The 23,369-nt window shown below is 69.7% G+C and carries 21 protein-coding genes; 12 read left to right on the forward strand and 9 right to left on the reverse strand.

From position 1 onward, the window contains the following. Positions 1 to 77 precede the first annotated feature (77 nt). Together fabF and mltG are read left to right on the forward strand one after the other, a co-directional pair. A complete protein-coding gene (fabF, locus tag ACFFU4_RS00250) occupies positions 78 to 1,337 on the forward strand; it encodes a beta-ketoacyl-ACP synthase II (protein ID WP_377065842.1) in 1,260 nt (419 codons plus the stop codon). After that, the gene (mltG, locus tag ACFFU4_RS00255) at positions 1,337 to 2,494 is read left to right on the forward strand and encodes an endolytic transglycosylase MltG (protein WP_377065844.1); all 1,158 of its coding nucleotides are present in this window, start codon (positions 1,337 to 1,339) and stop codon (positions 2,492 to 2,494) included. The genes fabF and mltG overlap by 1 nt, the downstream gene beginning before the upstream one ends. A gap of 299 nt (positions 2,495 to 2,793) precedes the next feature. Here the strand turns inward: mltG and ACFFU4_RS00260 are convergent, their stop codons facing one another. From ACFFU4_RS00260 to ACFFU4_RS00270, 3 genes are all read right to left on the reverse strand, one after another. Next, on the reverse strand, positions 2,794 to 4,806 hold the full coding sequence (locus tag ACFFU4_RS00260; RefSeq protein ID WP_377065846.1) for a capsule polysaccharide biogenesis protein: 2,013 nt from the start codon (positions 4,804 to 4,806) through the stop codon (positions 2,794 to 2,796). Further along, on the reverse strand, positions 4,803 to 5,951 hold the full coding sequence (locus ACFFU4_RS00265; RefSeq protein ID WP_377065848.1) for a polysaccharide biosynthesis/export family protein: 1,149 nt from the start codon (positions 5,949 to 5,951) through the stop codon (positions 4,803 to 4,805). Before ACFFU4_RS00265 ends, ACFFU4_RS00260 begins: the two co-directional genes overlap by 4 nt. Before the next feature lie 97 nt (positions 5,952 to 6,048). Next, positions 6,049 to 7,341 (reverse strand): capsule polysaccharide biogenesis protein, encoded by a 1,293-nt coding sequence (locus ACFFU4_RS00270; RefSeq protein WP_377065850.1) that lies wholly within the window; start codon positions 7,339 to 7,341, stop codon positions 6,049 to 6,051. Positions 7,342 to 7,488: 147 nt separating this feature from the next. Between ACFFU4_RS00270 and ACFFU4_RS00275 the strand changes: the two genes are divergently transcribed. Continuing rightward, positions 7,489 to 8,076, forward strand: a complete 588-nt coding sequence (locus ACFFU4_RS00275; protein WP_377065852.1) for a riboflavin synthase — start codon at positions 7,489 to 7,491, stop codon at positions 8,074 to 8,076. A 72-nt stretch (positions 8,077 to 8,148) separates the two neighbouring features. Here ACFFU4_RS00275 and ACFFU4_RS00280 read toward each other — a convergent pair whose 3' ends face one another. Together ACFFU4_RS00280 and tkt are read right to left on the reverse strand one after the other, a co-directional pair. Then, positions 8,149 to 10,185, reverse strand: a complete 2,037-nt coding sequence (locus ACFFU4_RS00280) for an oxidoreductase (RefSeq protein ID WP_377065854.1) — start codon at positions 10,183 to 10,185, stop codon at positions 8,149 to 8,151. 212 nt (positions 10,186 to 10,397) lie between these two features. Beyond that, entirely contained in the window at positions 10,398 to 12,413 is a 2,016-nt protein-coding gene (tkt, locus tag ACFFU4_RS00285) for a transketolase (protein ID WP_377065856.1), read from the reverse strand. A 203-nt stretch (positions 12,414 to 12,616) separates the two neighbouring features. On the opposite strand from tkt, the gene ACFFU4_RS00290 reads away from it, so the two are divergent. From ACFFU4_RS00290 to ACFFU4_RS00300, 3 genes are read left to right on the forward strand one after another with little or no spacing between them, the layout of a single operon-like run. Further along, the gene (locus ACFFU4_RS00290; RefSeq protein ID WP_377065858.1) at positions 12,617 to 13,213 is read left to right on the forward strand and encodes a hypothetical protein; all 597 of its coding nucleotides are present in this window, start codon (positions 12,617 to 12,619) and stop codon (positions 13,211 to 13,213) included. After that, on the forward strand, positions 13,213 to 13,590 hold the full coding sequence (locus tag ACFFU4_RS00295; protein ID WP_377065860.1) for a cell division protein ZapA: 378 nt from the start codon (positions 13,213 to 13,215) through the stop codon (positions 13,588 to 13,590). The genes ACFFU4_RS00290 and ACFFU4_RS00295 overlap by 1 nt, the downstream gene beginning before the upstream one ends. Positions 13,591 to 13,594: 4 nt before the next feature. Further along, positions 13,595 to 14,002 (forward strand): DUF1499 domain-containing protein, encoded by a 408-nt coding sequence (locus ACFFU4_RS00300; protein WP_377065862.1) that lies wholly within the window; start codon positions 13,595 to 13,597, stop codon positions 14,000 to 14,002. On the opposite strand, the gene ACFFU4_RS00305 is transcribed toward ACFFU4_RS00300, so the two are convergent. Further along, the gene (locus ACFFU4_RS00305; protein ID WP_377065864.1) at positions 13,937 to 14,221 is read right to left on the reverse strand and encodes a hypothetical protein; all 285 of its coding nucleotides are present in this window, start codon (positions 14,219 to 14,221) and stop codon (positions 13,937 to 13,939) included. The genes ACFFU4_RS00300 and ACFFU4_RS00305 overlap by 66 nt on opposite strands. A 168-nt stretch (positions 14,222 to 14,389) precedes the next feature. Between ACFFU4_RS00305 and prfA the strand changes: the two genes are divergently transcribed. The 6 genes from prfA (at position 14,390) to ACFFU4_RS00335 (ending at position 20,637) form a co-directional block, all read left to right on the forward strand. Beyond that, positions 14,390 to 15,436: a peptide chain release factor 1 gene (gene prfA, locus ACFFU4_RS00310; protein ID WP_377065866.1), complete on the forward strand. Its 1,047-nt coding sequence runs from the start codon at positions 14,390 to 14,392 to the stop codon at positions 15,434 to 15,436. Then, positions 15,433 to 16,278: a peptide chain release factor N(5)-glutamine methyltransferase gene (prmC, locus tag ACFFU4_RS00315; RefSeq protein WP_377065868.1), complete on the forward strand. Its 846-nt coding sequence runs from the start codon at positions 15,433 to 15,435 to the stop codon at positions 16,276 to 16,278. Before prfA ends, prmC begins: the two co-directional genes overlap by 4 nt. Positions 16,279 to 16,493: 215 nt before the next feature. Further along, a complete protein-coding gene (locus ACFFU4_RS00320; protein ID WP_377065870.1) occupies positions 16,494 to 17,180 on the forward strand; it encodes a DUF4167 domain-containing protein in 687 nt (228 codons plus the stop codon). 31 nt (positions 17,181 to 17,211) lie between these two features. After that, positions 17,212 to 17,973: an RNA methyltransferase gene (locus ACFFU4_RS00325; protein WP_377065872.1), complete on the forward strand. Its 762-nt coding sequence runs from the start codon at positions 17,212 to 17,214 to the stop codon at positions 17,971 to 17,973. Between the two features lie 55 nt (positions 17,974 to 18,028). Then, on the forward strand, positions 18,029 to 19,174 hold the full coding sequence (ctaA, locus tag ACFFU4_RS00330; RefSeq protein ID WP_377065874.1) for a heme A synthase: 1,146 nt from the start codon (positions 18,029 to 18,031) through the stop codon (positions 19,172 to 19,174). Further along, on the forward strand, positions 19,171 to 20,637 hold the full coding sequence (locus ACFFU4_RS00335) for a carboxypeptidase M32 (RefSeq protein ID WP_377065876.1): 1,467 nt from the start codon (positions 19,171 to 19,173) through the stop codon (positions 20,635 to 20,637). Before ctaA ends, ACFFU4_RS00335 begins: the two co-directional genes overlap by 4 nt. A gap of 76 nt (positions 20,638 to 20,713) precedes the next feature. On the opposite strand, the gene ACFFU4_RS00340 is transcribed toward ACFFU4_RS00335, so the two are convergent. The 3 genes from ACFFU4_RS00340 to ACFFU4_RS00350 all read right to left on the reverse strand — a co-directional run bounded on the left by ACFFU4_RS00340 (position 20,714) and on the right by ACFFU4_RS00350 (position 23,353). After that, complete coding sequence (locus ACFFU4_RS00340) at positions 20,714 to 21,292, reverse strand: retropepsin-like aspartic protease family protein (RefSeq protein WP_377065878.1); 579 nt, start codon at positions 21,290 to 21,292, stop codon at positions 20,714 to 20,716. A 17-nt stretch (positions 21,293 to 21,309) separates the two neighbouring features. Beyond that, on the reverse strand, positions 21,310 to 21,936 hold the full coding sequence (locus tag ACFFU4_RS00345; RefSeq protein WP_377065880.1) for a MarC family protein: 627 nt from the start codon (positions 21,934 to 21,936) through the stop codon (positions 21,310 to 21,312). A 163-nt stretch (positions 21,937 to 22,099) separates the two neighbouring features. After that, complete coding sequence (locus ACFFU4_RS00350) at positions 22,100 to 23,353, reverse strand: FAD-dependent monooxygenase (RefSeq protein WP_377065882.1); 1,254 nt, start codon at positions 23,351 to 23,353, stop codon at positions 22,100 to 22,102. Between the last annotated feature and the right edge of the window lie 16 nt (positions 23,354 to 23,369).

Consider the following 23,369-nt stretch of genomic DNA (forward strand, 5'->3'; position numbering starts at 1 on the left):
GCGCGCCCGCGCTCTTGCCCCGTTGCCCTGAGCCGGGGTAAGGACGGCGGGAAGCGAAATAGTGAAAGGGCAGCATGATGCGGCGTGTCGTTGTCACGGGGCTGGGGCTTGTGACCCCGCTCGCCGATGGGGTCGGGGAAAGCTGGCGCCGTCTTCTGGACGGTCAGTCGGGCGCGGGGACGATCACCCGTTTCGACCCGGTGAATGTTATCACCAAATATGCCTGCGAGGTGCCTTATGGCGACGGCAGCGACGGGACCTTTGATCCCGACCGCTACATGGAGCCCAAGGAGCGGCGCAAGGTCGATCACTTCATTCTCTTTGGTGTGGCCGCTGCTCAGCAGGCGGTGGAGGATGCGGGCTGGAAGCCGGATGATGCCGAAAGCCTGGAGCGTACGGGAGTCATGCTCGGTTCGGGAATCGGCGGCCTGCGCTCAATCGAGGAGACGGCCAATATCATCCGCGACAAGGGCGTGCGGCGGGTCTCGCCGTTCTTCATTCCCGGCGCGCTGATCAACCTGATCTCCGGGCAGGTGAGCATCCGACACGGCTTCAAGGGACCGAACCATTCCGCTGTTACCGCCTGCGCCACCGGGGCCCACGCCATCGGCGACGCGGCGCGGCTGATCATGTTCGGCGATGCCGATGTGATGGTGGCGGGCGGGGCCGAGGCCTCGATCTGCGAGATCGGCATCGCCGGGTTCAATGCCTGCAAGGCGCTCTCGACGAAGCGGGCCGACGATCCGACCGCGGCGAGCCGTCCCTATGACAAGGCCCGCGACGGGTTTGTCATGGGCGAGGGTGCGGGTGCCGTGGTGCTGGAGGAATACGAGCACGCGAAGGCCCGCGGTGCCAGGATATACGCCGAGGTGCTGGGGTATGGCCTGTCGGGCGATGCCTATCACGTCACCGCCCCGGCAGAGGACGGTGATGGCGGCCTGCGCGCCATGCGCGCGGCGCTGCGCAATGCGGGGCTGGAGCCCGCGGAGGTTGACTACATCAACGCGCACGGAACCTCGACGATGGCCGATACCATCGAGTTGAAGGCGGTCGAGACGCTGCTGGGGGATGCCGCGGGCAAGGCGACGCTGACCTCTACCAAGTCGGCCACGGGGCACCTGCTGGGCGCGGCGGGGGCGGTCGAGACGATCTTTTCCATCCTCGCGATTCGCGATCAGGTCGCGCCCCCGACGATCAACCTCGACGACCCGGCGGTCGAGACGCCGCTCGATCTCGCGCCCAATGCCAAGCGGGAGCGCAAGATCGACGTGGCGCTTTCCAACAGCTTCGGCTTCGGCGGCACGAATGCGGCGCTGGTGCTGGGAAAACCGCGCTGATGTGGCGCCACATCGCCTCGAACGTGATCACGCTCCTGGTTGTGACGGTGTTCCTGCTGGGTGGCGTCATCCTGTGGGGGCAGGCGCAATATACCGCCACCGGCCCGCTCGAGGAACCGATTTGCCTGCGCGTGCCGCCTGGCACCACCATGCGCGGCGTGTCGCGCGATCTCGAGCAAAAGGGCGCGGTGACAAGCGGCGCGATCTTTCGCATCGGGGCCGATTACGCCGGGCGCGAGGATGATCTCAAGGCTGGAAGCTGGCTCATCCCCGAGGGGGCGAGCATGTCCGGGATCACCGATCTGCTGACGCAGGGCGGTGCCTCGACCTGCGGCACCGAGGTGGTCTGGCGCATCGGCGTGACCGGGGCGGAGGCCGTAGTCCGCGAACTCGACCCCGCCACCGCGCAGTTTGCCGAGCGTGCGCGTTTCGACCCCGCTCAGGAGGAGGCGCGCCCGGCGGTCTACGACACCATGCTCGACCGTGCCGATACCCGCTACCGGCTCGCCTTTGCCGAGGGCATCACGAGCTGGCAGGTGGTGGACGGGCTGAAGGCGGTGGACGTGCTCACCGGCGAGGTGGCCGAGCTGCCGCCCGAGGGCAGCCTCGCCCCCGACAGCTACGAGGTGCAGGCGGGCGACACGCGTGCCAGCGTGATCGCGCGCATGACGCAGGCGCAGGAGGTCATCCTTGCCGCCGCGTGGGAGCGGCGCGCAGAGGGCCTGCCCCTGGAGAGCGCCGGGGAGGCGCTGATCCTTGCCTCGATCATCGAGAAGGAGACCGCTGTTGCCGAAGAGCGGCGTCGCGTGGCGAGCGTCTTTGTCAACCGTCTGCGGCGGGGGATGCGGCTCCAGACCGACCCGACGGTGATCTACGGCATCACCGAGGGGCGCGGCGTGCTGGGTCGCGGCATCCGGCAGAGCGAGTTGCGCGCCGAGACGGAGTGGAACACCTACGTGATCGACGGGCTGCCGCCGACGCCGATCGCCAATCCCGGTCGCGCCAGCATCGCGGCTGCGGTCGACCCCGCCGAGACCGATTTTGTCTATTTCGTTGCCGATGGCAGCGGCGGTCACGCCTTTGCCGAGACGCTGGCCGAGCACAACCGCAACGTCGCCCGCTGGCGCGAGATCGAGGCCGGGCGCGCGGAAGAATAGGGGGGCTGGACTGGCCCGTTGCGGTCGTCGGGTGCTTGGTTCCGGCGCGGAATCAAGGGCGAAGCCCGCCGCGCCATCGCCACGCCGCCCCGTCGCACCGGAGGTGCGCCGGTATACGCGGCACGCCTTCGGCGTGACGGACTGGCGATATCGTCAAGTATGCGCACCGATTACAGGTTTTACGGATGCTGAGACATAAAGTGCCCTGAATAAACGTCGGATCGCCAGCCCGCGGCCTGCCGATGGCGCGGCTCAACGCAATGTCCCCTCCAGGCCAGCCGCGCTCCGGCCACTCCTGCTCAGCGCCACAGCCACGCATGGCCCGCGAGTGCCCCCTGCGCCTTGGACAGAAGCCGGTTGGCCGCCCCTGCGCGCGGCACCTCACCGTGCTTCAGCCGGTCGGCCACCACCTCGACCGGGCAGGGCAGCCCGGTCAGCGGGTCGCGGTAGCGCGGGTAGTCGATCAGTGTGGCGTGGACCAGCCCCTCGAGCCCGGGCCGGGTGCTGCGTCGCGTGGGCACTGGCCCGAGATCGCGGGTGAGACCCCATCCCGCGTAGAACGGCGCGCCCGTGGTCGTGACCCGCACGCCGCGCAACAGCGCCTCGAACCCCAGCAGCGAGGTCATGGTCCAGACCTCGGCCACCTGCGCCAGCAGCGCGGCGGGATCGGTGCCCGCGACCACCGCGTCGGCCAGCCCGTCGAGCGCACCCGGCGGTGCCGCGCCGGGGCGCAGCCCGGCCTCCACGTCCGGGTGCGGCTTGTAGAGGATCACCGCGCCGGGGTTTTCCTCGCGGGCACGGCGCAGCAGATCGAGATTGGTGGCGGTCCCACCCGCGCCCAGCCGGATCGAGGCGTCGTCGTCGACCTGTCCCGGCACGAGGATGCGGTGGCCGTCAGGCAGGGCGGGGGCGGGGCTGCCGAGATTGTACTTGCTCAGCCCGTGATCCGTCAGCGTCGTGATGAGGGTATGCGCGCGCCGTGCCTGATCGGCGCGCAGTGTCGCGCGCATTGCGATCAGCCGCTCCAGCCGGCTCTCGCGGGCGGGATCATAGTACATGCCGAGATCGTCGAGCACCAGCGACAGCGGCGGCACCAGGTCGGCCCCCAGCCCGCGCGAGCGCAGGAAACCGTCCTCGACTCGCACCGCGCCCTCGGGGGCTGACGTCTTTGCCGAGGCCCAGACCATCGCCGGGCGATCATCGCGCGTGCGACCGAAGATCACCCGCCGCTGGCTGCCGAAAAAGCGTTGGAGGGGTGCGCGTTTCCAAAGCCGCATGCCATGCGCGGTCCAGCCCCGGTGATCCTCGCGCCAGGCGCGGGTCTCGGCCTCGAACTGCGCGAGCGCCGTCTCCAGATCGCACAGCCGGTCGCGGCAGGGATCGTACCAGGTGGGGGCGAGGATCATCGCGCCGGCGAAAAGCTGTGCGCGCGTGAGGCGCCGTCCGCGCCGCGCGAACGGTGCCGGGTGGCGATCCTCGGTCAGACCCCACCCGGCATAGAACGGCCGCCCGAACACCTGCGGGCGGTGGCCCGCGAGGATCGCCTCGAACCCCATTTGCGACGACACGGTATAGACCGCCTGTGCGCCTTCGAGCAGCGGCCAGGGGCTGATCGGTTCGGTTATGAAGCGCACCCGCCCCGCTTCGGCGCCGTTGAGATAGCCGCGGCGATGTCCGCTCGTGGTCTCTGGATGGGTTTTGATCAGGATGGGCGCGTGCGGGTTTTCCTCCTGTGCGCAGGCCAGCATCTCGCGAAAACGCGCCGCACTTGCCCCGCCATGCCGCACCGAGGCATCGCCGTATGTCTGGTCGATCACCAGCACGTAACCCGGATCGGGGCAGGGCAGGGCGGGATCGACACCGGAATACTTGCTCAGGTGGCCCTCGCGCAGCCGTGTCATGGCGTCGCGCGCGCGGTCCAGAAGCGGCGTCTCATCGAGCGGGTGGCGCGCCAGGGTCCGCTCCAGATCCGACGGCGCGTCGGCGTCGAAATGCACCCCTTGGCGGTCGATCAGCAGACCCAGCGGCGGCGCGCCGGCGCGCCCCGGCAGGACCGAGCGCAGGAACGCGTCCTCGATACGCAAGAGCCCGGCCTCGGTGCGGGTCGCAATCCGCTCGCCGCGTGCGGCGGCCGGACTCCGGCCCCAGACCGCCACGAGATCCCCGGCAGAGGGCCAGCCGACGCGCAGGTTGTACCCGGCGAGATGCAGGATGCGGCGCACGCGGCGCTGCCACAGGAACCCGCCGTTGAAATGGAAAACCCGCCGGGGCGTATCGGCCCCGGCGGGTGCGTCGTCCCGCGATGGCGTCATACGTCGCCCGAGAGCGTGCTCGAAGCGGTCGAGACCGAGCCGACCGCGCCCAGTGTGCCGGTGAGCGCCGAGATCACCTTGGCCCATTGCGCGAAGGGCGCTTCCGTCACGTAGATCGTGTCGTCGTCGCGGATGGCGAAATCGCGGGCCATGAACATGCCGTTGGGCCGGGTCAGGTCGAGCACGTAGACCATGCGCTGCGCCCCCACCAGATCGTCGCGACCCAGCACCTGGTTGGCGATCTCGGCGGGTTCGTTGCGCATGACGAAGACGCCGGTGGGGTCGGAGGCCGAAACGGTCAGCCCGCCGACCTGCGCGATGCCTTCGAGCGCACTGAGCGTCTGGGTCTCGAAAGTGACGCGCGCCTGCGTGCCGGTGGCCCCGAGCGCGGTGTAGGAGCGGGTGTCGGCCTCGACGAGGATACGGTCGCCGCCGCGCAGCGGGATGTTGAATTCGGGGTGTTTGAATAGGTCCTGAAACCAGACCTTGGCGCGCTTGTTGCCACGGATCACGGTGATCTGCGCCACCTCGGGCTCGATGGCAATGCCGCCCGCCGCCGCGATCATCGCCGAGAGCCGCCGCGTCGGTGCCTCGATCGGATAGACACCCTGGCCGCTGACCGCGCCGGTCACCGACACGGTCGAGCCGTTGCCCGCGACGCGCCGCACCTCGACCTGCGGATCGGGGGTTTGCTGATCGAGCCGCGCGGTGATGACCCGGCGCACGCCCTCGGGGGTGTTGCCCGCAGCCCGGATCCGGCCCGCATACGGCACGAAGATAAAGCCCGAGCCGTCAACCTGCACCTCTTCGAGGATGGTCTGGTTCGCGGTTGCCCCGGTCAGCAGCCCGTCATCGACGTTTTCCCAGATCGTCAGGCCCAGCGTGTCGCCGGGGCTGATCGTGTCAGATCCCAGCAGCCCGGCATTTAGGAAATTATCGGTAAAGCCAAGCGCGGGCTGTACCGCCGTGGCGCGGGTGACGCGGTCGTTGACTGTCACGATGAAGGCATCGCCCTGTCGCTGCACCGATCCGGCGTAGATCTCGCGCTTGTTGGGGCCCACGCGCGGCAGGCCGCAGCCCGCGACAAGGCTCGCCACCAGAAGAAAGGCGACGGGACGGACCCATCGGAACTGTCGGGATGTCACTGCTCGGTCTCCTCGACCTGTTCTGGTTCTGCCTCGGATTTTTTTATGAAAGTTACCGTATGAGGCCGGAAAAATCCAGCTTTTCCTGTGGTCTGCCTCAGGGGACGACGCGCAACTGTTGCCGCGGTGCCGCGGTGCCGCGGCTCAGCGCGTCGTAGGGATCATCGGCCGCAAGCATCATGTCGACAACCTGCCGCAGCACCTGCCGTCGCCCGCGCGCCGAATAGAACCCGCCGGGAAGCTGGCTGGTCTCGAGCAGGTAGCGGCGGTAATCGGCATAGGCGCGCCGGTCCGGGCGCTCGGACCGCGCGAAGAATGCGGGCAGCGGCAGGTCCGACACGAACTCGGGCTTGGCATAGACCGCCGCGCCGAAGGTGCGCAGGGGGATGCCGCGCCACAGCACCTGTTGCCCGGCGGTGGAATTGACGGTGACGGCGCTGCGCGCCTCGTCGAGCAGCGGCGCGAGCTTGCCGCCGCGCAGGAAATGCACCCGACCGGTCAGCCCGTGTTCGGCCACCAGCCGACGCAGCGCGACGCGAATCGGCGCGCGCCCGTCCTCGAGCGGGTGCGCCTTGACCACGAGGTGATGATGTGGCGGAGCCCCCTCGGCAAAGCCCTTGATAACCACCTCCAGAAACCCGGTCATCGACGCGAACGGCGAATGCGCCTGGAACGAGGCGTCGTGTTCGAGCTGCAGGAGCGCGACGTGGTAAGGAAAGCCGCCGGTTCGAATGCGCCAGGTCGCCAGCCGCCGTTCGAGTGCCAGCGCGGGCATGAACAGCAATCGCTGCAGGTAGAGGGCGAACTCCCGCCCCACCCCGATCGCGCGGTGCGGGCGGAACCGGCGGTAGCCCCGGTTCATCGCCAGCACGCAACCGTGGTAGAGCGCGCCGTAGAAGATGTGCTGCCGCATGTCGCCCCAGCTTGCGGGGGGCAGGGCGGTGTCCATGTCCGAGGCGGCGAGCGCCGCGCGCATCTCGGCGATCCCCAGCTCCATCAGCCGCGAATGGCCGTTGGTGCCGCCGCGCTCGTAGGTGATCCAGTAGGGGCGCATGTAACCCTCTTCGAACACATGCACCGTGATCGCCGTCGCGCGGGCGATGGCCACGGCCTCGGCATGGACGGGCCGCGTGTCGCCGTAAAGCACGAGGTCGGTCACGCCATGCGCGGCGATCAGGGCGTGGACGGTCTCGGGCCAGCGGTCAGGCGCGTCGCGAAACGCGATGTAGGTGGCGGCGTCGGGCCAGAACGCGCGGTCGCCCGCGTTGAAGCCCACGCGCCGCACCTCGGCCCCCGACCGGCGCAGCATCTGCCCCAGCCGGTAGAAGAACGGCCCGTGCGGCCCCTGCAGCAACAGGAAAGAGCGCCCCTCTCCGGTCAGCCCCGGCATGTCCGCATGTCTCCGCTCACTGGTCTCAGGGAATGCGTCTAGCAGGAAATACCGACGAAAATAAGCCACGATGCGCGGCACCGCCTTGTCTTGGCGCGGCGGGGGCGCTAGGCCCTCGGGGGCAGGCGAGCAAAGGGAGCGGCACGCATGTTCACGGGCATCGTCACCGATATCGGCCGGATCCGCGCGGTCGAGCAGCGCGGCGACGTGCGCGCGCGGATCGCAACCGGCTACGACACCGCGACCATAGAAACGGGTGCCTCCATCGCCTGCGACGGCGTGTGCCTGACGGTTGTCGGCCTCGGCCCCGACTGGTTCGACGTGGACATCTCCGCCGAGACGCTGTCGCGCACCAACCTGTCGCAATGGACGGACGGGCGCCGCGTCAATCTGGAACGGTCCCTCAAGGTCGGCGACGAGCTGGGCGGGCATATCGTGTCGGGCCATGTCGACGGGCTGGCCGAGGTGGTTTCGGTGGCCGAGGAAGGTGACAGCACCCGCGTCACCCTGCGCGCCCCCGAGGGGCTTGCGCGGTTCATCGCGCCCAAGGGGTCGGTGGCGCTCAACGGCACCTCTCTCACCGTCAACGAAGTGGCGGGGCGCGAATTCGGCATCAACTTTATCCCCCACACGCAGCAGGTGACGACATGGGGCGATGTCGCCGCGGGCGATCTCGTCAACCTCGAGATCGACACGCTGGCGCGCTACGTGGCGCGGCTTGCCGAGGCGGGGTGAGCGGGGGCGATCCTGCGGCGTTCGCAACAGGTCAGACCGCCCCGCGTGCGCCCTCGCGCTTTCCTTACCCGTTCACTGCGCGCACATCAGCCGCAGCGAATCGTGAACCGCGGCGTGGATGTTGCGGGCGCTGACCGCGTCGCCGATGCGGAAGAGCTGGAACGCGCCGCCCGCGTTGGCGGCGAGGGCCTGTTGCCGCCCGGCAATGAGCGCGTCGTGATCCACCGCGCCGCCATTGCGCGAGAGCGGGCGCAGCTCGTGGTAGAGATCGTCGAGCGGCAGGGTGCCGTGATTGACCACGACCTGGTCGAACTCTGCCTCATAGCTGTGATCGGAATAATCCGTGCCGATGATGGAGCGCAGCCGGTTGCCCGCGCGCGCGACCGAACGCAAGCGGCGCGCGACCGTCATGGTCACCGGTTTGTCCTGGAGGCTGCGCATGTAGGGCACGAGGTTCATCCCCATCACCTCGGGGGCGAAGGCGCGGTCGGGGGTCATCACCTCGACCGTCGCCCCCGATGCCGCGATCACCTCCGCCGCCTGTAATGCGGCGTGGTCGCCCGCGTCATCAAAGAGGAGTACCTCGCGCCCCGGCCTCACGTCGCCGGTGAGGATGTCCCATGCCGTCACCGTCAGGTCATTGCCCGCGTCGAGGATATCCTGCTGCGCCAGCCCGCCGGTGGCGATGATCACGACATCGGGGTCGAGCGCGGTCACGTCTGCCGTCTCGGCCCAGGCGTTGAAGCGGAATTCCACGTCGCGCGCCGCGCATTGGGCCATGCGCCAGTCGATGATGCCGATGAGTTCGGCGCGGCGGCGGGATTGCGCGGCGAGGCGCACCTGCCCGCCGGGCCGGTCGGCGGCCTCGAACACCGTCACAGCGTGCCCGCGCGCGGCCGCCACGCGCGCCGCTTCGAGCCCGCCGGGCCCTGCGCCGACCACCACCACGCGCCGGGGAACGGGCGCGGGCGTGATCTCGTGCGGCAAGTCGAGTTCACGGCCGGTGGCGGCGTTGTGGATGCACAGCGCCTCGCCGCCCTGGTAGATTCGGTCGAGGCAATAGGTGGCACCGACGCAAGGACGGATATCGTCCTCGCGCCCCTCGGCAATCTTGGCCACGATGCGCGGCTCGGCCATGTGGGCGCGGGTCATGCCGACCATGTCGAGCTGTCCGGTGGCGACCGCGTGCCGCGCGGTGGCCACGTCGGGGATACGCGCGGCGTGGAAGGTGGGCAGGCCGATCTCCGCGCGCACCCGGCCCGCGAAATCGAGATGCGGGGCCGATTTCATGCCTTGCACCGGGATCACGTCGGTGAGGTTGGCGTCGGTATCGACCCGGCCCCGGATCACGTTGAGGAAATCGACCATGCCGCTGGCCTTGAGGCGGTGACCGATGGCGAGCCCGTCACGGGCCGTGATGCCGTGCGTGGCGAGATCGTCGGCGGTGTAGCGCACGCCGACGATGAAATCGGGGCCGGTGCGGTCGCGGATGGCCGACAGCACGTCGAGCGAGAAGCGCATCCGCGCCTCCAGATCGCCGTTCCAGGGCGCGTCGAGCGCGTTCTGGCGCGGCGCCCAGAAGGCATCCATCAGGTGGCCGTAGGCCTCTAGCTCGATCCCGTCGAGCCCGGCGGCCTGCATCCGCTCGGCGGCGTCGGCGTAGTCAGTAATGATGCGGGCGATGTCCCAGTCCTCCATCACCTTGGGAAAGGCGCGGTGGGCGGGCTCGCGCAAGGGAGAGGGGGCGAGCGAGGGCAGCCAGTCGCCCCGGTCCCAGCGGGTGCGCCAGCCCAGATGGGTGAGCTGGATCATCACCGCGCAGCCATGATTGTGGCATTCGTCCGCGAGCTTGCGCAGCCACGGCACCACCTCGTCGCGATACGCGAGGATGTTGTTGAAGGCGGGTGGGCTGTCGCGGCTGACCACCGCCGATCCGGCGGTCATGGTGAGCGCCACGCCGCCCCTGGCGCGTTCGACATGGTAGGCGCGATAGCGGTCCTTGGGCAGCCCGTCCTCGGCATAGGCGGGTTCGTGGCTGGTGGTCATGATGCGGTTCTTCAGCGTCAGATGGCGCAGCGTGTAGGGCTGAAGGAGCGGATCGCGGGACATGGGCGGGCCTCCGGGCTGGCGGGTCGCGGCGAAGCGTGCCGTGCCGGGGGTAAGGATGCAAGGGGGGGGTATTGCCTTGGGCGGACGGTTGGGATTTGGCCCCGGCGCGGCTCACTGCAACGTCCGCTTAAGGCCAATACCGCCCCGCCCTGCCTTGCGATGCGCAACCGGGGCCGAAGCGGCGGGGGGCATGTTGCCCCCCGATCCCTCACTCAGAGCAGCGATTTCACCTCGGCGGCCACCGCCTCTGCCGTGATGCCGAACTGCTCATACAGCACCCCGGCGGGCGCGGAGGCACCGAACTCGTGCATGCCGACGAAGGTGCCCTTCTCGCGCCGCCCGCGCTCGCCGTAGAGCCAGCGGTCCCAGCCGAAGCGGATCCCCGCCTCGACCGCCACGCGCACCGGACCGGCGGGCAGGACGCGGCGGCGATAGCGCTCGTCCTGCGCCTCGAACAGTTCCCAGCAAGGCATGGAGACGACGCGCGTGCCGATGCCCTCGGCCTGCAGCAGGTCGCGCGCCGCCATCGCGATTTCGACCTCCGAGCCGGTTGCCAGCAGGATGGCGCGGCGCTTGCCCTCCGCGTCGGCCAGAACGTAGGCACCCTGGGCGCTGAGGTTTTTCGTCTTGTGCGTGGTGCGCAGGGTCGGCAGGCCCTGCCGGGTCAGCGACAGCACCGAGGGGGTGTCCTTCGATTGCAGGGCCAGCTCCCACGCCTCGGCTGTTTCGACCGTGTCGCAGGGGCGGAAGACATGGGTGTTGGGCGTGGCGCGTGAAATCGCCAGGTGTTCCACCGGCTGGTGAGTGGGGCCGTCCTCGCCCAGACCGATGCTGTCATGGGTCATGACGAAGACGGTCGGCACCTTCATCAGCGCCGCCAGGCGCATGGCGGGGCGGGCGTAGTCGGTAAAGCACATGAAGGTGCCGCCATAGGGACGGATGCCGCCATGCAGCACCATGCCGTTCATTGCCGCGGCCATGCCGTGCTCGCGGATGCCGTAATGGATGTAGCGGCCCTTGCGGTTCTCCACATCGAACACGGTCATGTCGCCGGTGCGCGTGTTGTTCGAGCCCGACAGATCCGCCGAGCCGCCGATGGTCTCGGGCATGATCGGGTTGACCACCTCCAGCACCATCTCGCTCGACTTGCGGGTGGCCACCTTGGGGGCCTCCTCGCTGACCTGCTTTTTCAGCGCGCGGATGCGGGCGGTGAGCTTTTTCGGCACCTCGCGGGCGAAGATGCGGGCGATTTCGGCCTGGCGTGCGGGCGGTGTGGCTTCGAGCCGCGCGGTCCATGCGTCGAACCCGGACGCGCCGCGGCGGCCGATCTCTTCCCACGCAGCCTTGACGTCCGACGGGATCTCGAACGGGCCGTGGGACCAGCCATAGGCCTGTTTCGCGGCAGCGAGCTGATCGGGGTCGGTGAGCGCGCCGTGGCCCTTGGAGGTATCCTGCGCGGCATGGCCGAGCGCGATATGGGTCTTGCAGGCGATCATCGTGGGCAGATCGCTCGCCCTCGCCGCCGTGAGGGCGGCGTCGATGGCATCGGGGTCGTGGCCGTCGATCTCGATCACCTCCCAGCCGCAAGCGCGGAAGCGCGCGACCTGATCGGTGCGGTCGGCGAGATCGACGCTGCCGTCGATGGTGATGTTGTTGTTGTCCCACAGCACGATCAGCCGCGACAGGCGCTGGCGCCCCGCGAGGGTGATCGCCTCCTGACTCACCCCCTCCATCAGGCAGCCGTCGCCGGCGATCACGTAGGTGCGGTGATCCATCAGCCTGGGGCCGAAGCGGGCGCGCAGGCTCTCCTCGGCGATGGCAAAGCCGACGGCGTTGGAGATGCCCTGCCCGAGCGGACCGGTGGTGGTCTCGATGCCGCTGGCGTGGCCGTATTCCGGGTGGCCGGCGGTACGCGCGCCCCATTGCCGGAAATTGCGGATTTCGTCGATCGTCATGTCGGCATAACCGGTCAGGTGCAGCAGCGAATAGAGCAGCATCGAGCCATGCCCCGCCGACAGGATGAAGCGGTCGCGGTCGGGCCAGTCGGGATTGCGCGGGTCGAACCTGAGGTGCTTTTCATAAAGCACGGTGGCGACGTCGGCCATGCCCATGGGCATCCCCGAATGGCCGGACTTGGCGGCGGCGACGGCGTCGAGGGTGAGCGCGCGGATGGCCGCGGCTTTGGTCCAGTGGTCGGGATGCGATTTACGCAGGGCTGCGATATCCAAGGGGGCGTCCTTTGAGCGATGTGACGAGTGCCCGCTCAATACCAGCCCGCACCGGGAATTCAAGCGCCGCGCGGCCCGCGGATGGCGGCCCGCGCGCCCGATGGGGGGCGCATTTCCGGGCCGATGCGTCTAGACTTGATCGACACGGGCCAGTCGTGCGATTCGTTGACGTCAACGCCAGAAAGAAACGAGGGATCGGGGAGATGAGCCAGATCGAGGAGTTGCAGACCCGGATCACCGCGGCGCTGGAGCGCATTCATCAGGGCGTGGAGGCCCGCGCCGAGGCCGAGGCGGCGGCGGAGGCGGCCCGAGCCGACGCCGCGGCGGCAAAAGACGCGCAATCCGCGGCGGAAGGTGCGGACGTTGCCACGCTGCAGCAGGAGCTGGAGGATGAGCGGCTGGTGACCGCGCAGCTCGAGGAGCGTATCCGCGTGCTGCATTCCCGGCTGGAGGAAAAGGAGGCGGCCCTCGCCGCCACGCAGGAACGCAAGGACGGGGATGCGGCACCGGACGACGGTCAGGAGGCGAGAGGCGAGACGCTGACGCGGCTCGACGCCGACCTGCAATCGCTGCGCGCCGCCAACGCGCAGCTACGCGAGAGCAACGCGGCGCTGCGCGCGGCGCACGCGGCGGGGGTGGTCGATCCCGGGGCCATCAACGCCTCGCTGCAGGCCGAGCTTGACGCGCTGCGCGCGGCCCGGGAGGCGGATCGCGACGAGGTCGCCGCCGTGCTGGCCGAGATCGACAGCGCCGTGGCCGGGGCCGCCCCCGGCGCGGCGGACGAGACGGAGGACGCGTGATGCCCGAGGTGACCATCGAGATCGGCGGCCGACCCTTCGAGGTGGCCTGCCAGGACGGCGAGGAGAGCTATCTGCACGCCGCCGCGAAGATGCTCGACGAGGAGGCCGCGGTGCTGAGCGCGCAGGTGGGCCGGGTTCCCGAGGCGCGAATGCTGCTGATGGCGGGGCTGATGCTCGCGGACAAGACCGCAGGATTGCAGGACCGGCTCGCCGCGGCGGAGGCCGAACTGGAGGCGCTGCGCGCCGCCCCCGCGCCGGAACCCGAGAGGGTGGAGGTGCCGGTGGTCCCCGACACGGTGGTGGACACCCTGTCCGAGATCGCCGCCCGCGCCGAAGCGCTGGCCGATACCGTCGATCCCCCCGGCACGGGCGGCTGAGTCCATGCTGCGCCGCATCGCCGTAATCGCGGTCGTTGCCGCGCTGGCCGGGGTGCTCGCCTTTATCCGGCTGGCCCCGTCCGATCCCGCGCGCTGGCATCAGATGCCCGAGACGGTCGGCAACCGCGACATCGAGGGCGGCGCGATGCGCCGCGCCGAGGGCGATCTGGCCGCGCTCGATGCGATCGTCCGTGACACCCCGCGCACGCGGGTGCTGGCGGGGTCGGTGGATCAGGGGATGGTGACCTATGTCACCCGCAGCCGCGTGTTCGGCTTTCCCGATTACACCACGGTGCGGCAGGATGGCGAGATGCTGGAGATCTACGGGCGGCTGCGCTTTGGCCGCTCAGATATGGGTGTGAACGCCGGTCGCATCGACGGCTGGCTCGGGCGTCTGGCCGAGGCTGGATGACAGGCAGCCGTCGGAGACCTTGCGCCATATCGGCACGTTGAGCGACATCGCGCAGCGCGCCATGAACATCCGCCCGTCCACCCGAAGGCAGGTCATCTCGCCCATCTCCACGCGCGCGCCGCTGGTGTCGGTGCAGTAGCACTCGACCGTCTGGCCGCCGATGGTGGCATCCGACAGCGCGGGCGTGGCCGCGAGGATGAGGGGCAGAAGGTACCGCATGGAGCGATCATAGCACGCGCATGGGCCGCTCACCAAGTCAAGGATGCGGGATAAAGCGTCGCGCCGGCGGGGAGGCCGCGCAATCGAGTATTTTTGCCAGGAAGAAGCGCGGCGCGCGGGTGAGGCGGGCCTTGACCGGGGCGCGGCGATGGGACAGAGGATCGCCCCATGGTGCCCTTGGACAGATTGCAGCGGATCGTCGAGCGTTTCGAGTATATCGAGGCGCAGATGGCGCAGGGCGGCGGCGATCTGGCGCGTCTTGGGCGCGAATACGCCGAGTTGCGCCCGGTGGTGGCGGAAATCCGCGCCTACCGGCGGGCGCTGGACGATCTGGAGGCGGCGCGCGGGATGCTCGATGAGCCGGAAATGCGCGAACTTGCCGAGGCGGAGATCGCCGGGATCGAGGCGCGGCTGCCGGGGATGGAGCACGCGCTGCGGCTGGCGCTGTTGCCGAAGGACGCCGCCGATGCGCGCCCCGCGATCCTGGAAATCCGGCCCGGCACGGGGGGCGAGGAGGCGGCGCTCTTTGCCGCCGATCTGATGCGCATGTACGCCCGCCACGCCGAGGCGCGGGGCTGGTCCTTCGAGGTGGTCGAGGAGCAGTGGAGTGAATTGGGCGGTCTGCGCGAACTGGTGGCGCGGGTGAAGGGCGAGGGGGTGTTCGCGCGGCTCAAGTTCGAATCCGGCGTGCACCGGGTGCAGCGGGTGCCCGAGACCGAATCGGGCGGGCGCATCCACACCTCGGCGGCAACGGTGGCGGTGCTGCCCGAGGCCGAGGCGGTGGATGTGGCGGTTGATCCGAACGACCTGCGCATCGACACCATGCGCTCTTCCGGCGCAGGGGGGCAGCATGTCAACACCACCGATTCGGCGGTGCGGATCACCCACCTGCCCACCGGGATCGTGGTCACGAGCAGCCAGAAATCGCAGCACCGCAACCGCGATATCGCCATGGAGGTGCTGCGCGCGCGGCTGTTTGACATGGAGCGGCAGAAGGCGCACGGCGACCGCGCCGCGACCCGCGCGGCGCAGGTGGGCTCGGGCGACCGCTCGGAGCGCATCCGCACCTACAATTTCCCGCAAGGACGTGTCACCGATCACCGGATCGGCCTCACGCTCTACAAGCTCGATCAGGTGATGCAGGGCGATCTGGACGAGCTGACCGACGCGCTCACCGCCGACGCGCAGGCGCGGCTGCTGGCGGAGGTGGAATGAGCCTGCGCGCGGCGCTGGCCTCGGCGCAGCGGGCGCTGGCGGAGGCCGGGATCGAGGGCGCGGCGGGCGACGCGCGCGCGCTCGTGGCCGAGGCGGCGGGGGTGGCGCGCGACCGGCTGACCCTGCATCTCGGAGACGCAATGGCACCGGGCGCGCGGGCGCGGCTCGACGCGATGCTGGCGCGCAGGCTGGCGCGCGAGCCGGTGGCGCGCATCCTCGGGCGGCGGGCGTTCTGGGGCCGCGATTTCGCGGTGACGCCCGATGTGCTCGACCCGCGCCCCGAGACCGAGTGCCTGGTGGCCGAGGCGCTGGCGGGGCCGGCGCCTGCGCGGCTGCTGGACCTCGGGACCGGCAGCGGCTGTCTCGCGGTGACGCTGCTGGCGGAGGTGCCGGGCGCGCGCGGCGTGGCCACCGACATTTCTCGTGCCGCGCTGGCGGTGGCGTCGGGCAACGCCGCGCGGCACGGCGTGGCCGCGCGGCTCGACCTGGTGGAAGCCGACTGGTTCGACCTCGTGGCGGGCCGGTTCGACCTGATCGTGTCGAACCCCCCCTATATCGCCGAGGCCGAGATGGCGGGGCTGGCCCCCGAGGTGCGCGGGCATGATCCGCGCGCGGCGCTGAGCGACGGCGCCGACGGGCTGGGGGCGTATCGCGCCATCGCGACCGGGGTACGCGCGCATCTCGCCCCCGGCGGCCGTGTGCTGGTCGAGACCGGCGCGGGGCAGGGGCCGCAGGTGGCCCGGCTGTTTGCGGATGCCGGCCTGGCGGAGGTGCGAATCCTGCCCGATATGGACGGGCGCGACCGGGTGGTAACCGGGCGGTATCCCGGCGAAACCGGGTGATGGCCGGGAAAATACCGGGATTCCCGGCGAAATGCCGTGGTTTTCACTTGTAAGGCAGGGGCGGGCATGGTTAGACAGGGTATCGCTCAGGTGGACCCCTCGTCGGGTGTCTCGGGCGGTATCAAGCCAAGATATGTCCGATCCGGGATTTTCAGGCGCGCGGCGCGCCGGTCGGATCAAGCGGCACTCAGACCACAAGGCTGGACTGCAAGCACATGAGATCATCCAAGTCACGTTCGCGGAACAAGTCGAACCGCAACCGGTCCGTCGGCAATGTCGTCAACCGGGTCTTTGACAGTTCCGGCCCCGAGGGCAAGGTGCGCGGCACACCGCAGCAGATCATCGACAAATACACCCAGCTTGCCCGCGACGCGCAGCTTGGCAATGATCGCGTGTCGTTCGAGAATTTCCAGCAGCATGCCGAGCATTACCAGCGCATGCTCAACGAGGCGCAGCGCGAGCAGGAGGCGCGGCGCGAGGAGCACGAGCGCCAGAACCGCGAGCGGCAATCCGAGCGCGATCGCGATCGCGGCCCGCGCGACGGCGGTGGCAGTGGCGGCGGTGCGCGTGACCGCGATGCCCGGCAGGGCGCGGAGCAACAGGGCGATCCGGGCCGCGGCCCGCAGCCCGACATCATCGACCCCGTGGGCACCGAGGACAGCGGCCTCGTCGAGACACCCGAGACCAAGGACGAGGGTCGCGGCGAGGGCGGCGGCGCGCCGCGCAAACCCGCGCGCAAGCCGCGCAGCCGCAAGCCGTCCAAGTCCGGCGGTGGCGGTGGTGACGGTGGTGACGGTGGCAATGGCGGGCAGGGCGGCGACAAGGGCAAGGGTGGCACGGGCGGCAAAGGCGGCGACGGCGGCCCGGACCTCTCCGCCGACCCGTCAGAGGCCGCGGAATAGGTGCGCGGGGCGCGCGCATTCCCCCTCCCCTATGACCGGCCCGACGATCCCAGACACTGACAGAAAACAGCCCGCCTTCGTGCTGGTGCGGCCGCAGATGGGCGAGAATATCGGTGCGTCCGCGCGGGCGATGTGGAATTTCGGCCTCGACCGGATGCGCCTCGTGGCCCCGCGCGACGGCTGGCCCAACCCAGCCGCCGTCGCGATGGCGAGCGGCGCGGGGCGGCTGCTCGATGGCGCGGGCCTGTTCGATGACGTGGCGGGCGCGGTGGGCGATTGCCACTTCGTGATGGCGACGACGGCGCGGGCGCGCGGCCTGACCAAGCCGGTGCTGAGCCCCGAGCGCGCCATGCAGGAGGCCGCGCGCCGTCTCGCCGCCGGAGAGCGCGTGGCGATGCTGTTCGGCCCCGAGCGGGCGGGGCTGGAGAACGAGGACGTGGCGCGCGCCAATGCGCTGGTGAACGTGCCGGTGAACCCGGAGTTTCCCTCGCTCAACCTCGCGCAATGCGTGCTGCTCTGCGCCTACGAGTGGCGGCGCGCCACGGCGGAGGTGGTGGCCGAGCGCATGGACATGGCCGGCGCCGACCGGGCCGACCGGCAAGAGATCGAGCGGCTGGCCGATCACTACGAGGAACGGCTGGAGGCGGCGGGCTTCTTCTTTCCCGCGCACAAGGCGGCACGGATGCGGCTCAGCCTGCGCAACATGTGGAGCCGGATGCCGCTTACCGGTGCGGATGTGCGGATGCTGCACGGGATCATGCGGCAGATGGTCCGCCGGGCGGGGCGCGGTTGAAGGCGCGCGGGGCGCGGCCTAATCTCTGCCGCGACGCGCAGACAAGGGGCGGGGCATGAGCGGGAAGCGCAGTATTTTCGAGGATGTGGATGCCGGACAGCGGCAAACCGCGCCGAGGGGCGGCGTCATCGATGCCGGGCGGCGCGGCGCGCGGCGCGGGATCAGGCTGTGGCTGATGGCGCTCTTTGCCCTCGTGGCGGTGATGATCGCCGTGGGCGGGCTGACGCGGCTGACCGACAGCGGGCTGTCGATCACGGAATGGAAGCCGGTGACCGGCGCGCTGCCGCCGATGGACCAAACGGTCTGGCAGGAGGAATTCGACAGGTATCGCGCCATCCCGCAATACGAACTGCTCAACAAGGGGATGAGCCTGGCCGAGTTCAAGGCGATCTACTGGTGGGAATGGGGCCACCGGCAACTGGGCCGCGTGATCGGCCTCGTCTGGGCGCTGGGGTTCTTCGGCTTCCTGCTGGCGCGGCAGCTCCCCAAGGGCTGGACCGGGCGTCTTCTTGGCCTTGGCGCGCTGGGCGGCGCGCAGGGCGCGATCGGCTGGTGGATGGTGTCCTCGGGCCTGGGCGACGGCATGATCGCCGTGGCCTCCTACCGGCTCGCCGTGCATCTGGGGCTGGCCTTCGTCATCCTCGGGCTGATCGCGTGGTACGTGATGGCATTGGGCCGCGAGGAGCGCGAATTGATGCAGGCCCGGCGCGGGCGCGAGGGCAGGCTGTTCGGGCTCTCCACCGGCCTCATGCATTTCGCCTTTCTGCAAATCCTGCTGGGCGCGCTGGTGGCGGGCATCGACGCAGGCCGCACCTATACCGACTGGCCGCTGATGGCCGGGGGGCTCCTGCCGCCCGACATGATGGACCTTGCGCCGTGGTGGCGCAATTTCTTCGAGAACCCCGGCACCGTGCAATTCATCCACCGGGTGAGCGGCTATCTGCTGCTGGCCTTTGCCGTGGTGGTCTGGCTGCGCGGGCGGCGCTCTGCGCACGGGGTCACGCGCGGCGCGTTCACCGCGATGTTCGCGGTGCTGGTGTTGCAGATGAGCCTCGGGATCATGACCGTGCTCTATATCGCGCCGTGGCATCTGGCCATCGCGCATCAATTCGTGGCGGTGGTGCTCTGGGTGCTGATCCTCAGGGCGCGGTTCCTGAGCCAGTATCCGCGCGCCACATCCATCCGGGGGGGGACGGCATGACGGCCTATGACGATCTGATGGCGCAGGAGCGCGACACGCAAGGATTGGCGCAGGTGGCCGGGCGGCTGGCATGGGATCAGGAAACCATGATGCCGCGCGGCGCCGCCGGGCAACGGTCCGAGGAGACAGGCGCGATGCAGGCGGTGCTGCACGCCCGGCGCACGGATGCGCGGCGCGGCGACCTGCTGGCCGAGGCAGAGGCAGAGGCGACGGACGAGGTGGCCCGCGCGCAGCTTCGCCATGTCCGTCGCGACTATGACCGCGCGACGCTGGTGCCGGGTGATCTGGCGGTGGCGCTGGCGCGTCTCACCAGCCGTGCGCAGGGGCAATGGGCCGAGGCGCGCGCAGCGGATGATTACGCTGCCTTCGCGCCGGTGCTGGCCGAGGTGATCCGATTGAAGCGCGAGGAGGCCGCCGCCGTGGCGCGCGGGCGCGACCTCTACGATGCGCTGATTGAAGATTTCGAGCCCGACATGACGGCGGCGCGGCTCGATGCGATGTTTTCGGAGATGCGGCCCCGGCTGGTCGATCTGCGCGCCCGCGCGCTGGACCGCGACTGGCCCGCGCTCGATGCGCATTTCGACGAGCAGGCGCAACTGCGCCTGTCGCGCGAATTGGCGCGGAATTTCGGCTATGATTTCGCGCGCGGGCGGCTCGACATGGCGGTGCATCCGTTCTCATCCGGCAGCGGCGACGATGTGCGCATCACCACGCGGGTGAGCGAGCATGACCCGTTCAACTGCCTCTATTCGACGATCCACGAGGTCGGCCACGCCTGCTATGAGCAGGGCATCGACCCCGATTATCGCCTGACGCCGCTGGGTCAGGGCGTGTCGATGGGCGTGCACGAAAGCCAGAGCCGGATCTACGAGAACCAGCTTGGCCGCAGCCGCGCCTATACCGGCTGGCTGTTCGAACGGATGCGCGAGACCTTCGGCGATTTCGGGGTCAAGGATGCCGACACCTTCTATCGTGCGGTCAACCGGGTACACCGCGGCCATATCCGCACCGAGGCGGACGAGGTGCAGTACAACCTGCATATCATGCTGCGGTTCGATCTGGAAAAGGCGCTGATCGCGGGCGATCTGGGCACTGATGATCTGGAGGCCGCGTGGAACGACCGGTTCGAGGCCGATTTCGGCCATGCGGTGGATCGGGCCTCGAACGGCGTGTTGCAGGATGTGCATTGGTCGGTGGGACTGTTCGGCTATTTTCCAACCTACAGCCTCGGCAATGTCTATGCCGGGTGCTTGTATCGGGCGATGCGCGGGGCGGTGCCGGATCTGGACGCGCAGCTTGCGCGCGGCGAGACCGACGGGGCGACCGCGTGGCTGCGGGGCCGGGTGCAGGTGCATGGCGGACGGTTCGACCCGGCGGAGGTGATCGCGCGTGCCTGTGGCGGGGCCGCGCCTACGGCAGGGCCGCTGCTGGATTATCTCGAAGAGAAATTCGGCGGGATGTGAGGGGCAACAGTGCCCGGCACGGCCGTCTTGCCACGGCCTTCTTCGCGCGCGCGGCAGGGCATGTCCCGGCCGGGTCTCACCGCGTCAGCACCAGCCGCTCGCCGGTGATCTCGACGCTGGAAAAGCGGCGCAGATAGTCCATGCCCAGAAGCGAGCCGTCCATCGCGCCCTCGTTGACCACGGCGCGCACGCCCCGGTCCTCGAACGGGCCGATGGCGAGGCTGTCGAGGCGCACCGGCGCGGTGCGCACGGTGCCGTTGGCGGTCTGCGCGCGGCCGGTGTAGATCAGGCCCCCGGTGTCGATCCCCGCGGCGCGCGCATCGTCCCGACTGAGCACGATCTGGCTCGCCCCGGTATCGACGACAAAGCGGGTGGGCGTGCCGTTGACCTCCGCGGTCACGTAGTAATGCCCGTCCGGCGCGCGCGGCAGCTCGATGCGGCTGTCGCTGATGACGCTCTGGGTCGGGCGCACGGTCTGGCGGATGTCCTGCCACAGCCCCACCACCGCGATCGCGCCGAGAAAGATCAGCCCCCAGGCGGCGGCGTGCTGCAAGAGCTTGCCCAGCGACTCGCGGCCCTGCACCACGAACCACAGCACCAGCACCGATCCGAGGATCGACAGATACACGAGGCGGGGGAAATCGAAGCTGTCCATGCGGCGTATATGGGTCTTCAGCCCGCCAATCCAAACCCGCGCAGCCCGTCGAGGACGAACTGCACCGCAAGCGCGGCCAGCAGCATGCCCAGCAGCCGCGTCACCACGTTGATCCCGACGCTGCCCAGCGCCCGCTCCAGCAGTCCGCCCATCAGAAACAGCACCAGCGCCAGCGCGATCACCGACAGCATCACCGCGATCACCAGAAGCAGCCCCTCTGTGCCGGGCCTTTGCCCCACCAGCAGGATCACCGTGGTGATCGAGCCGGGCCCGGCGATCAGCGGGATCGCCAGCGGAAAGATCGACGGGTCGTCGCCCTCGTCCTCCTCCGAGGCATCGGCCTGTCCCTTGCGGCGGCGCGCGCGCCGCTCGAACAGCATGTCGAGCGCGGTCAGGAACAGCAGGATGCCCCCCGCGATGCGAAACGCGGGCATGGAAATGCCGATAAAGCCCAGCACCTGCTCGCCGAACGCGGCAAAGACCGCGATCAGCAGCGCGCCGGCCACGCAGGCGCGGATCGCGATGGCGCGACGGCGGGCGCTGTCCATGCCCTGCGTCAGCGCCACGAAGAGTGGCGTCATCCCGATCGGGTCGATGATGACAAAGAGCGCGACGAAGGCGGTGACGAGAAAGGCGGTGTCCATACGGGCGGGTCCCTTGGGGGTATGCGGTCTTGCACCATGCCGGGGCGCGTTTGCCAAGGGATTTCTGGGCCATTCGAGACGCGCCCCGCATTCCGGCCATGGTCGTGCCGACCGGATCATCCCCGGGTGGTGCGTCTCAGGCGGCGGGCGCGATGGCCGCCGCTCATCCCTTCATCAGGGCGGGCAACTCGCCGGTGAGCCCGGCCGCCTCGCGGATAAAGCCGCGGCGCAGGGCGGGCATCTGCCCGATGGCCCCCATGCCGAGATCGCGGGCCGCACGCAGAATCGGGTTGTCGTTGGAGAACAGGCGATTGGTGAGGTCGGTGGCCATCGCCAGCGTCGCCGTGTCGAAGCGCCGCCATTGCTGGTAGCGGGCGAGCACATCTGGCGCGGCGATATCCTCGCCGCGGCGGGCGGCCTGCGACAGTACCTGCGCCAGCGCCGCCACGTCGCGCAGCCCGGCGTTGAGGCCCTGGCCCGCGATCGGGTGCATTCCGTGGGCGGCATCGCCGATCAGCGCCAACCGGTCCGCGACAAAGCTGTTGGCGACCGTCAGGCTGAGCGGGTAGGTGTAGCGCTTGCCGCGCAGCTTGATATCGCCCAGGAAATCGCCAAACCTCGGTCGCAGCACCTCCATGAAATCGGCGTCGGACAGCGCGGCAAAGCGCGCGGCGGTGGCGTCGGTCTCGGACCACACGATAGAGCTGACATTGCCCGGCAGCGGCAGGATGGCGAGCGGGCCGGGCGGCATGAAGAACTGGTGCGCAATGCCGTGATGCGGCAATTCGTGCTCGATGGCGGCGACAAGGGCGGTCTGGCCGTAGCCCCATCCGGTGCGCCGGATCCCCGCCCGCGCGGCAGTGCCCGACGCGCGCCCGTCCGCCCCGATCAGCAGCCGCCCGGTGAGGGTCTTGCCCGAGGCGAGGGTGACGGTGGTGCCGGTCTCGTCCACCTCCTGCGCCGTCACGGTATCGCCCGAGACCTGCGCGATGCGGGGCTCCCCGGTCATCGCCTCCATCAGCGCGCGGCGCAGGAAGCGGTCTTCGAGCATGTGGCCCATCGGGCCTTCCTCGATCTCGGCATGATCGAAATGCAGGAAAAACGGCGACGGCCCTTCGCCCGCGCGCCCGTCCGAGACCTTGATCTCCAGCATCGGCTGGGCGTTGTCGGCCACCCGCTCCCAGACCCCGAGATTGCGCAACAGCCGCACCGAGGCCAGCGCCAGCGCATAGGCGCGGCCGTCGAAACCGGCGTCCTTGCGCGCCGGTTCCGGCAGGGCGTCGATCACCGTGCTGGAAAGCCCCGCCTGTGCCGCGGCGAGCGCGAGGGCGGGGCCGTTGAGGCCGCCGCCGGTGATGAGGAGATCGCTGTCATGGGTCATGCTTCCCAATATGTCCGCGCGCGCGGGATTGTCCATGCGTCGCTCTGCCGTT

The sequence above is a fragment of the Roseovarius ramblicola genome (assembly GCF_042430665.1).
GTDB classification, from domain to species: Bacteria; Pseudomonadota; Alphaproteobacteria; order Rhodobacterales; family Rhodobacteraceae; genus Roseovarius; species Roseovarius ramblicola.

Coding starts and splice junctions, on each gene's coding strand:
- ACFFU4_RS00305 (WP_377065864.1), bottom strand. CDS start 14,221: ATGCGGTACCTTCTGCCCCTCATCCTCGCGGCCACGCCCGCGCTGTCG.
- ACFFU4_RS00280 (WP_377065854.1), bottom strand. CDS start 10,185: ATGTCCCGCGATCCGCTCCTTCAGCCCTACACGCTGCGCCATCTGACG.
- mltG (WP_377065844.1), top strand. CDS start 1,337: ATGTGGCGCCACATCGCCTCGAACGTGATCACGCTCCTGGTTGTGACG.
- ACFFU4_RS00335 (WP_377065876.1), top strand. CDS start 19,171: ATGACGGCCTATGACGATCTGATGGCGCAGGAGCGCGACACGCAAGGA.
- ACFFU4_RS00295 (WP_377065860.1), top strand. CDS start 13,213: ATGCCCGAGGTGACCATCGAGATCGGCGGCCGACCCTTCGAGGTGGCC.
- ACFFU4_RS00290 (WP_377065858.1), top strand. CDS start 12,617: ATGAGCCAGATCGAGGAGTTGCAGACCCGGATCACCGCGGCGCTGGAG.
- ACFFU4_RS00275 (WP_377065852.1), top strand. CDS start 7,489: ATGTTCACGGGCATCGTCACCGATATCGGCCGGATCCGCGCGGTCGAG.
- prfA (WP_377065866.1), top strand. CDS start 14,390: ATGGTGCCCTTGGACAGATTGCAGCGGATCGTCGAGCGTTTCGAGTAT.
- ACFFU4_RS00350 (WP_377065882.1), bottom strand. CDS start 23,353: ATGGACAATCCCGCGCGCGCGGACATATTGGGAAGCATGACCCATGAC.
- ACFFU4_RS00325 (WP_377065872.1), top strand. CDS start 17,212: ATGACCGGCCCGACGATCCCAGACACTGACAGAAAACAGCCCGCCTTC.
- ACFFU4_RS00340 (WP_377065878.1), bottom strand. CDS start 21,292: ATGGACAGCTTCGATTTCCCCCGCCTCGTGTATCTGTCGATCCTCGGA.
- ACFFU4_RS00320 (WP_377065870.1), top strand. CDS start 16,494: ATGAGATCATCCAAGTCACGTTCGCGGAACAAGTCGAACCGCAACCGG.
- ctaA (WP_377065874.1), top strand. CDS start 18,029: ATGAGCGGGAAGCGCAGTATTTTCGAGGATGTGGATGCCGGACAGCGG.
- ACFFU4_RS00300 (WP_377065862.1), top strand. CDS start 13,595: ATGCTGCGCCGCATCGCCGTAATCGCGGTCGTTGCCGCGCTGGCCGGG.
- ACFFU4_RS00345 (WP_377065880.1), bottom strand. CDS start 21,936: ATGGACACCGCCTTTCTCGTCACCGCCTTCGTCGCGCTCTTTGTCATC.
- ACFFU4_RS00260 (WP_377065846.1), bottom strand. CDS start 4,806: ATGACGCCATCGCGGGACGACGCACCCGCCGGGGCCGATACGCCCCGG.
- prmC (WP_377065868.1), top strand. CDS start 15,433: ATGAGCCTGCGCGCGGCGCTGGCCTCGGCGCAGCGGGCGCTGGCGGAG.
- fabF (WP_377065842.1), top strand. CDS start 78: ATGCGGCGTGTCGTTGTCACGGGGCTGGGGCTTGTGACCCCGCTCGCC.
- ACFFU4_RS00270 (WP_377065850.1), bottom strand. CDS start 7,341: ATGCCGGGGCTGACCGGAGAGGGGCGCTCTTTCCTGTTGCTGCAGGGG.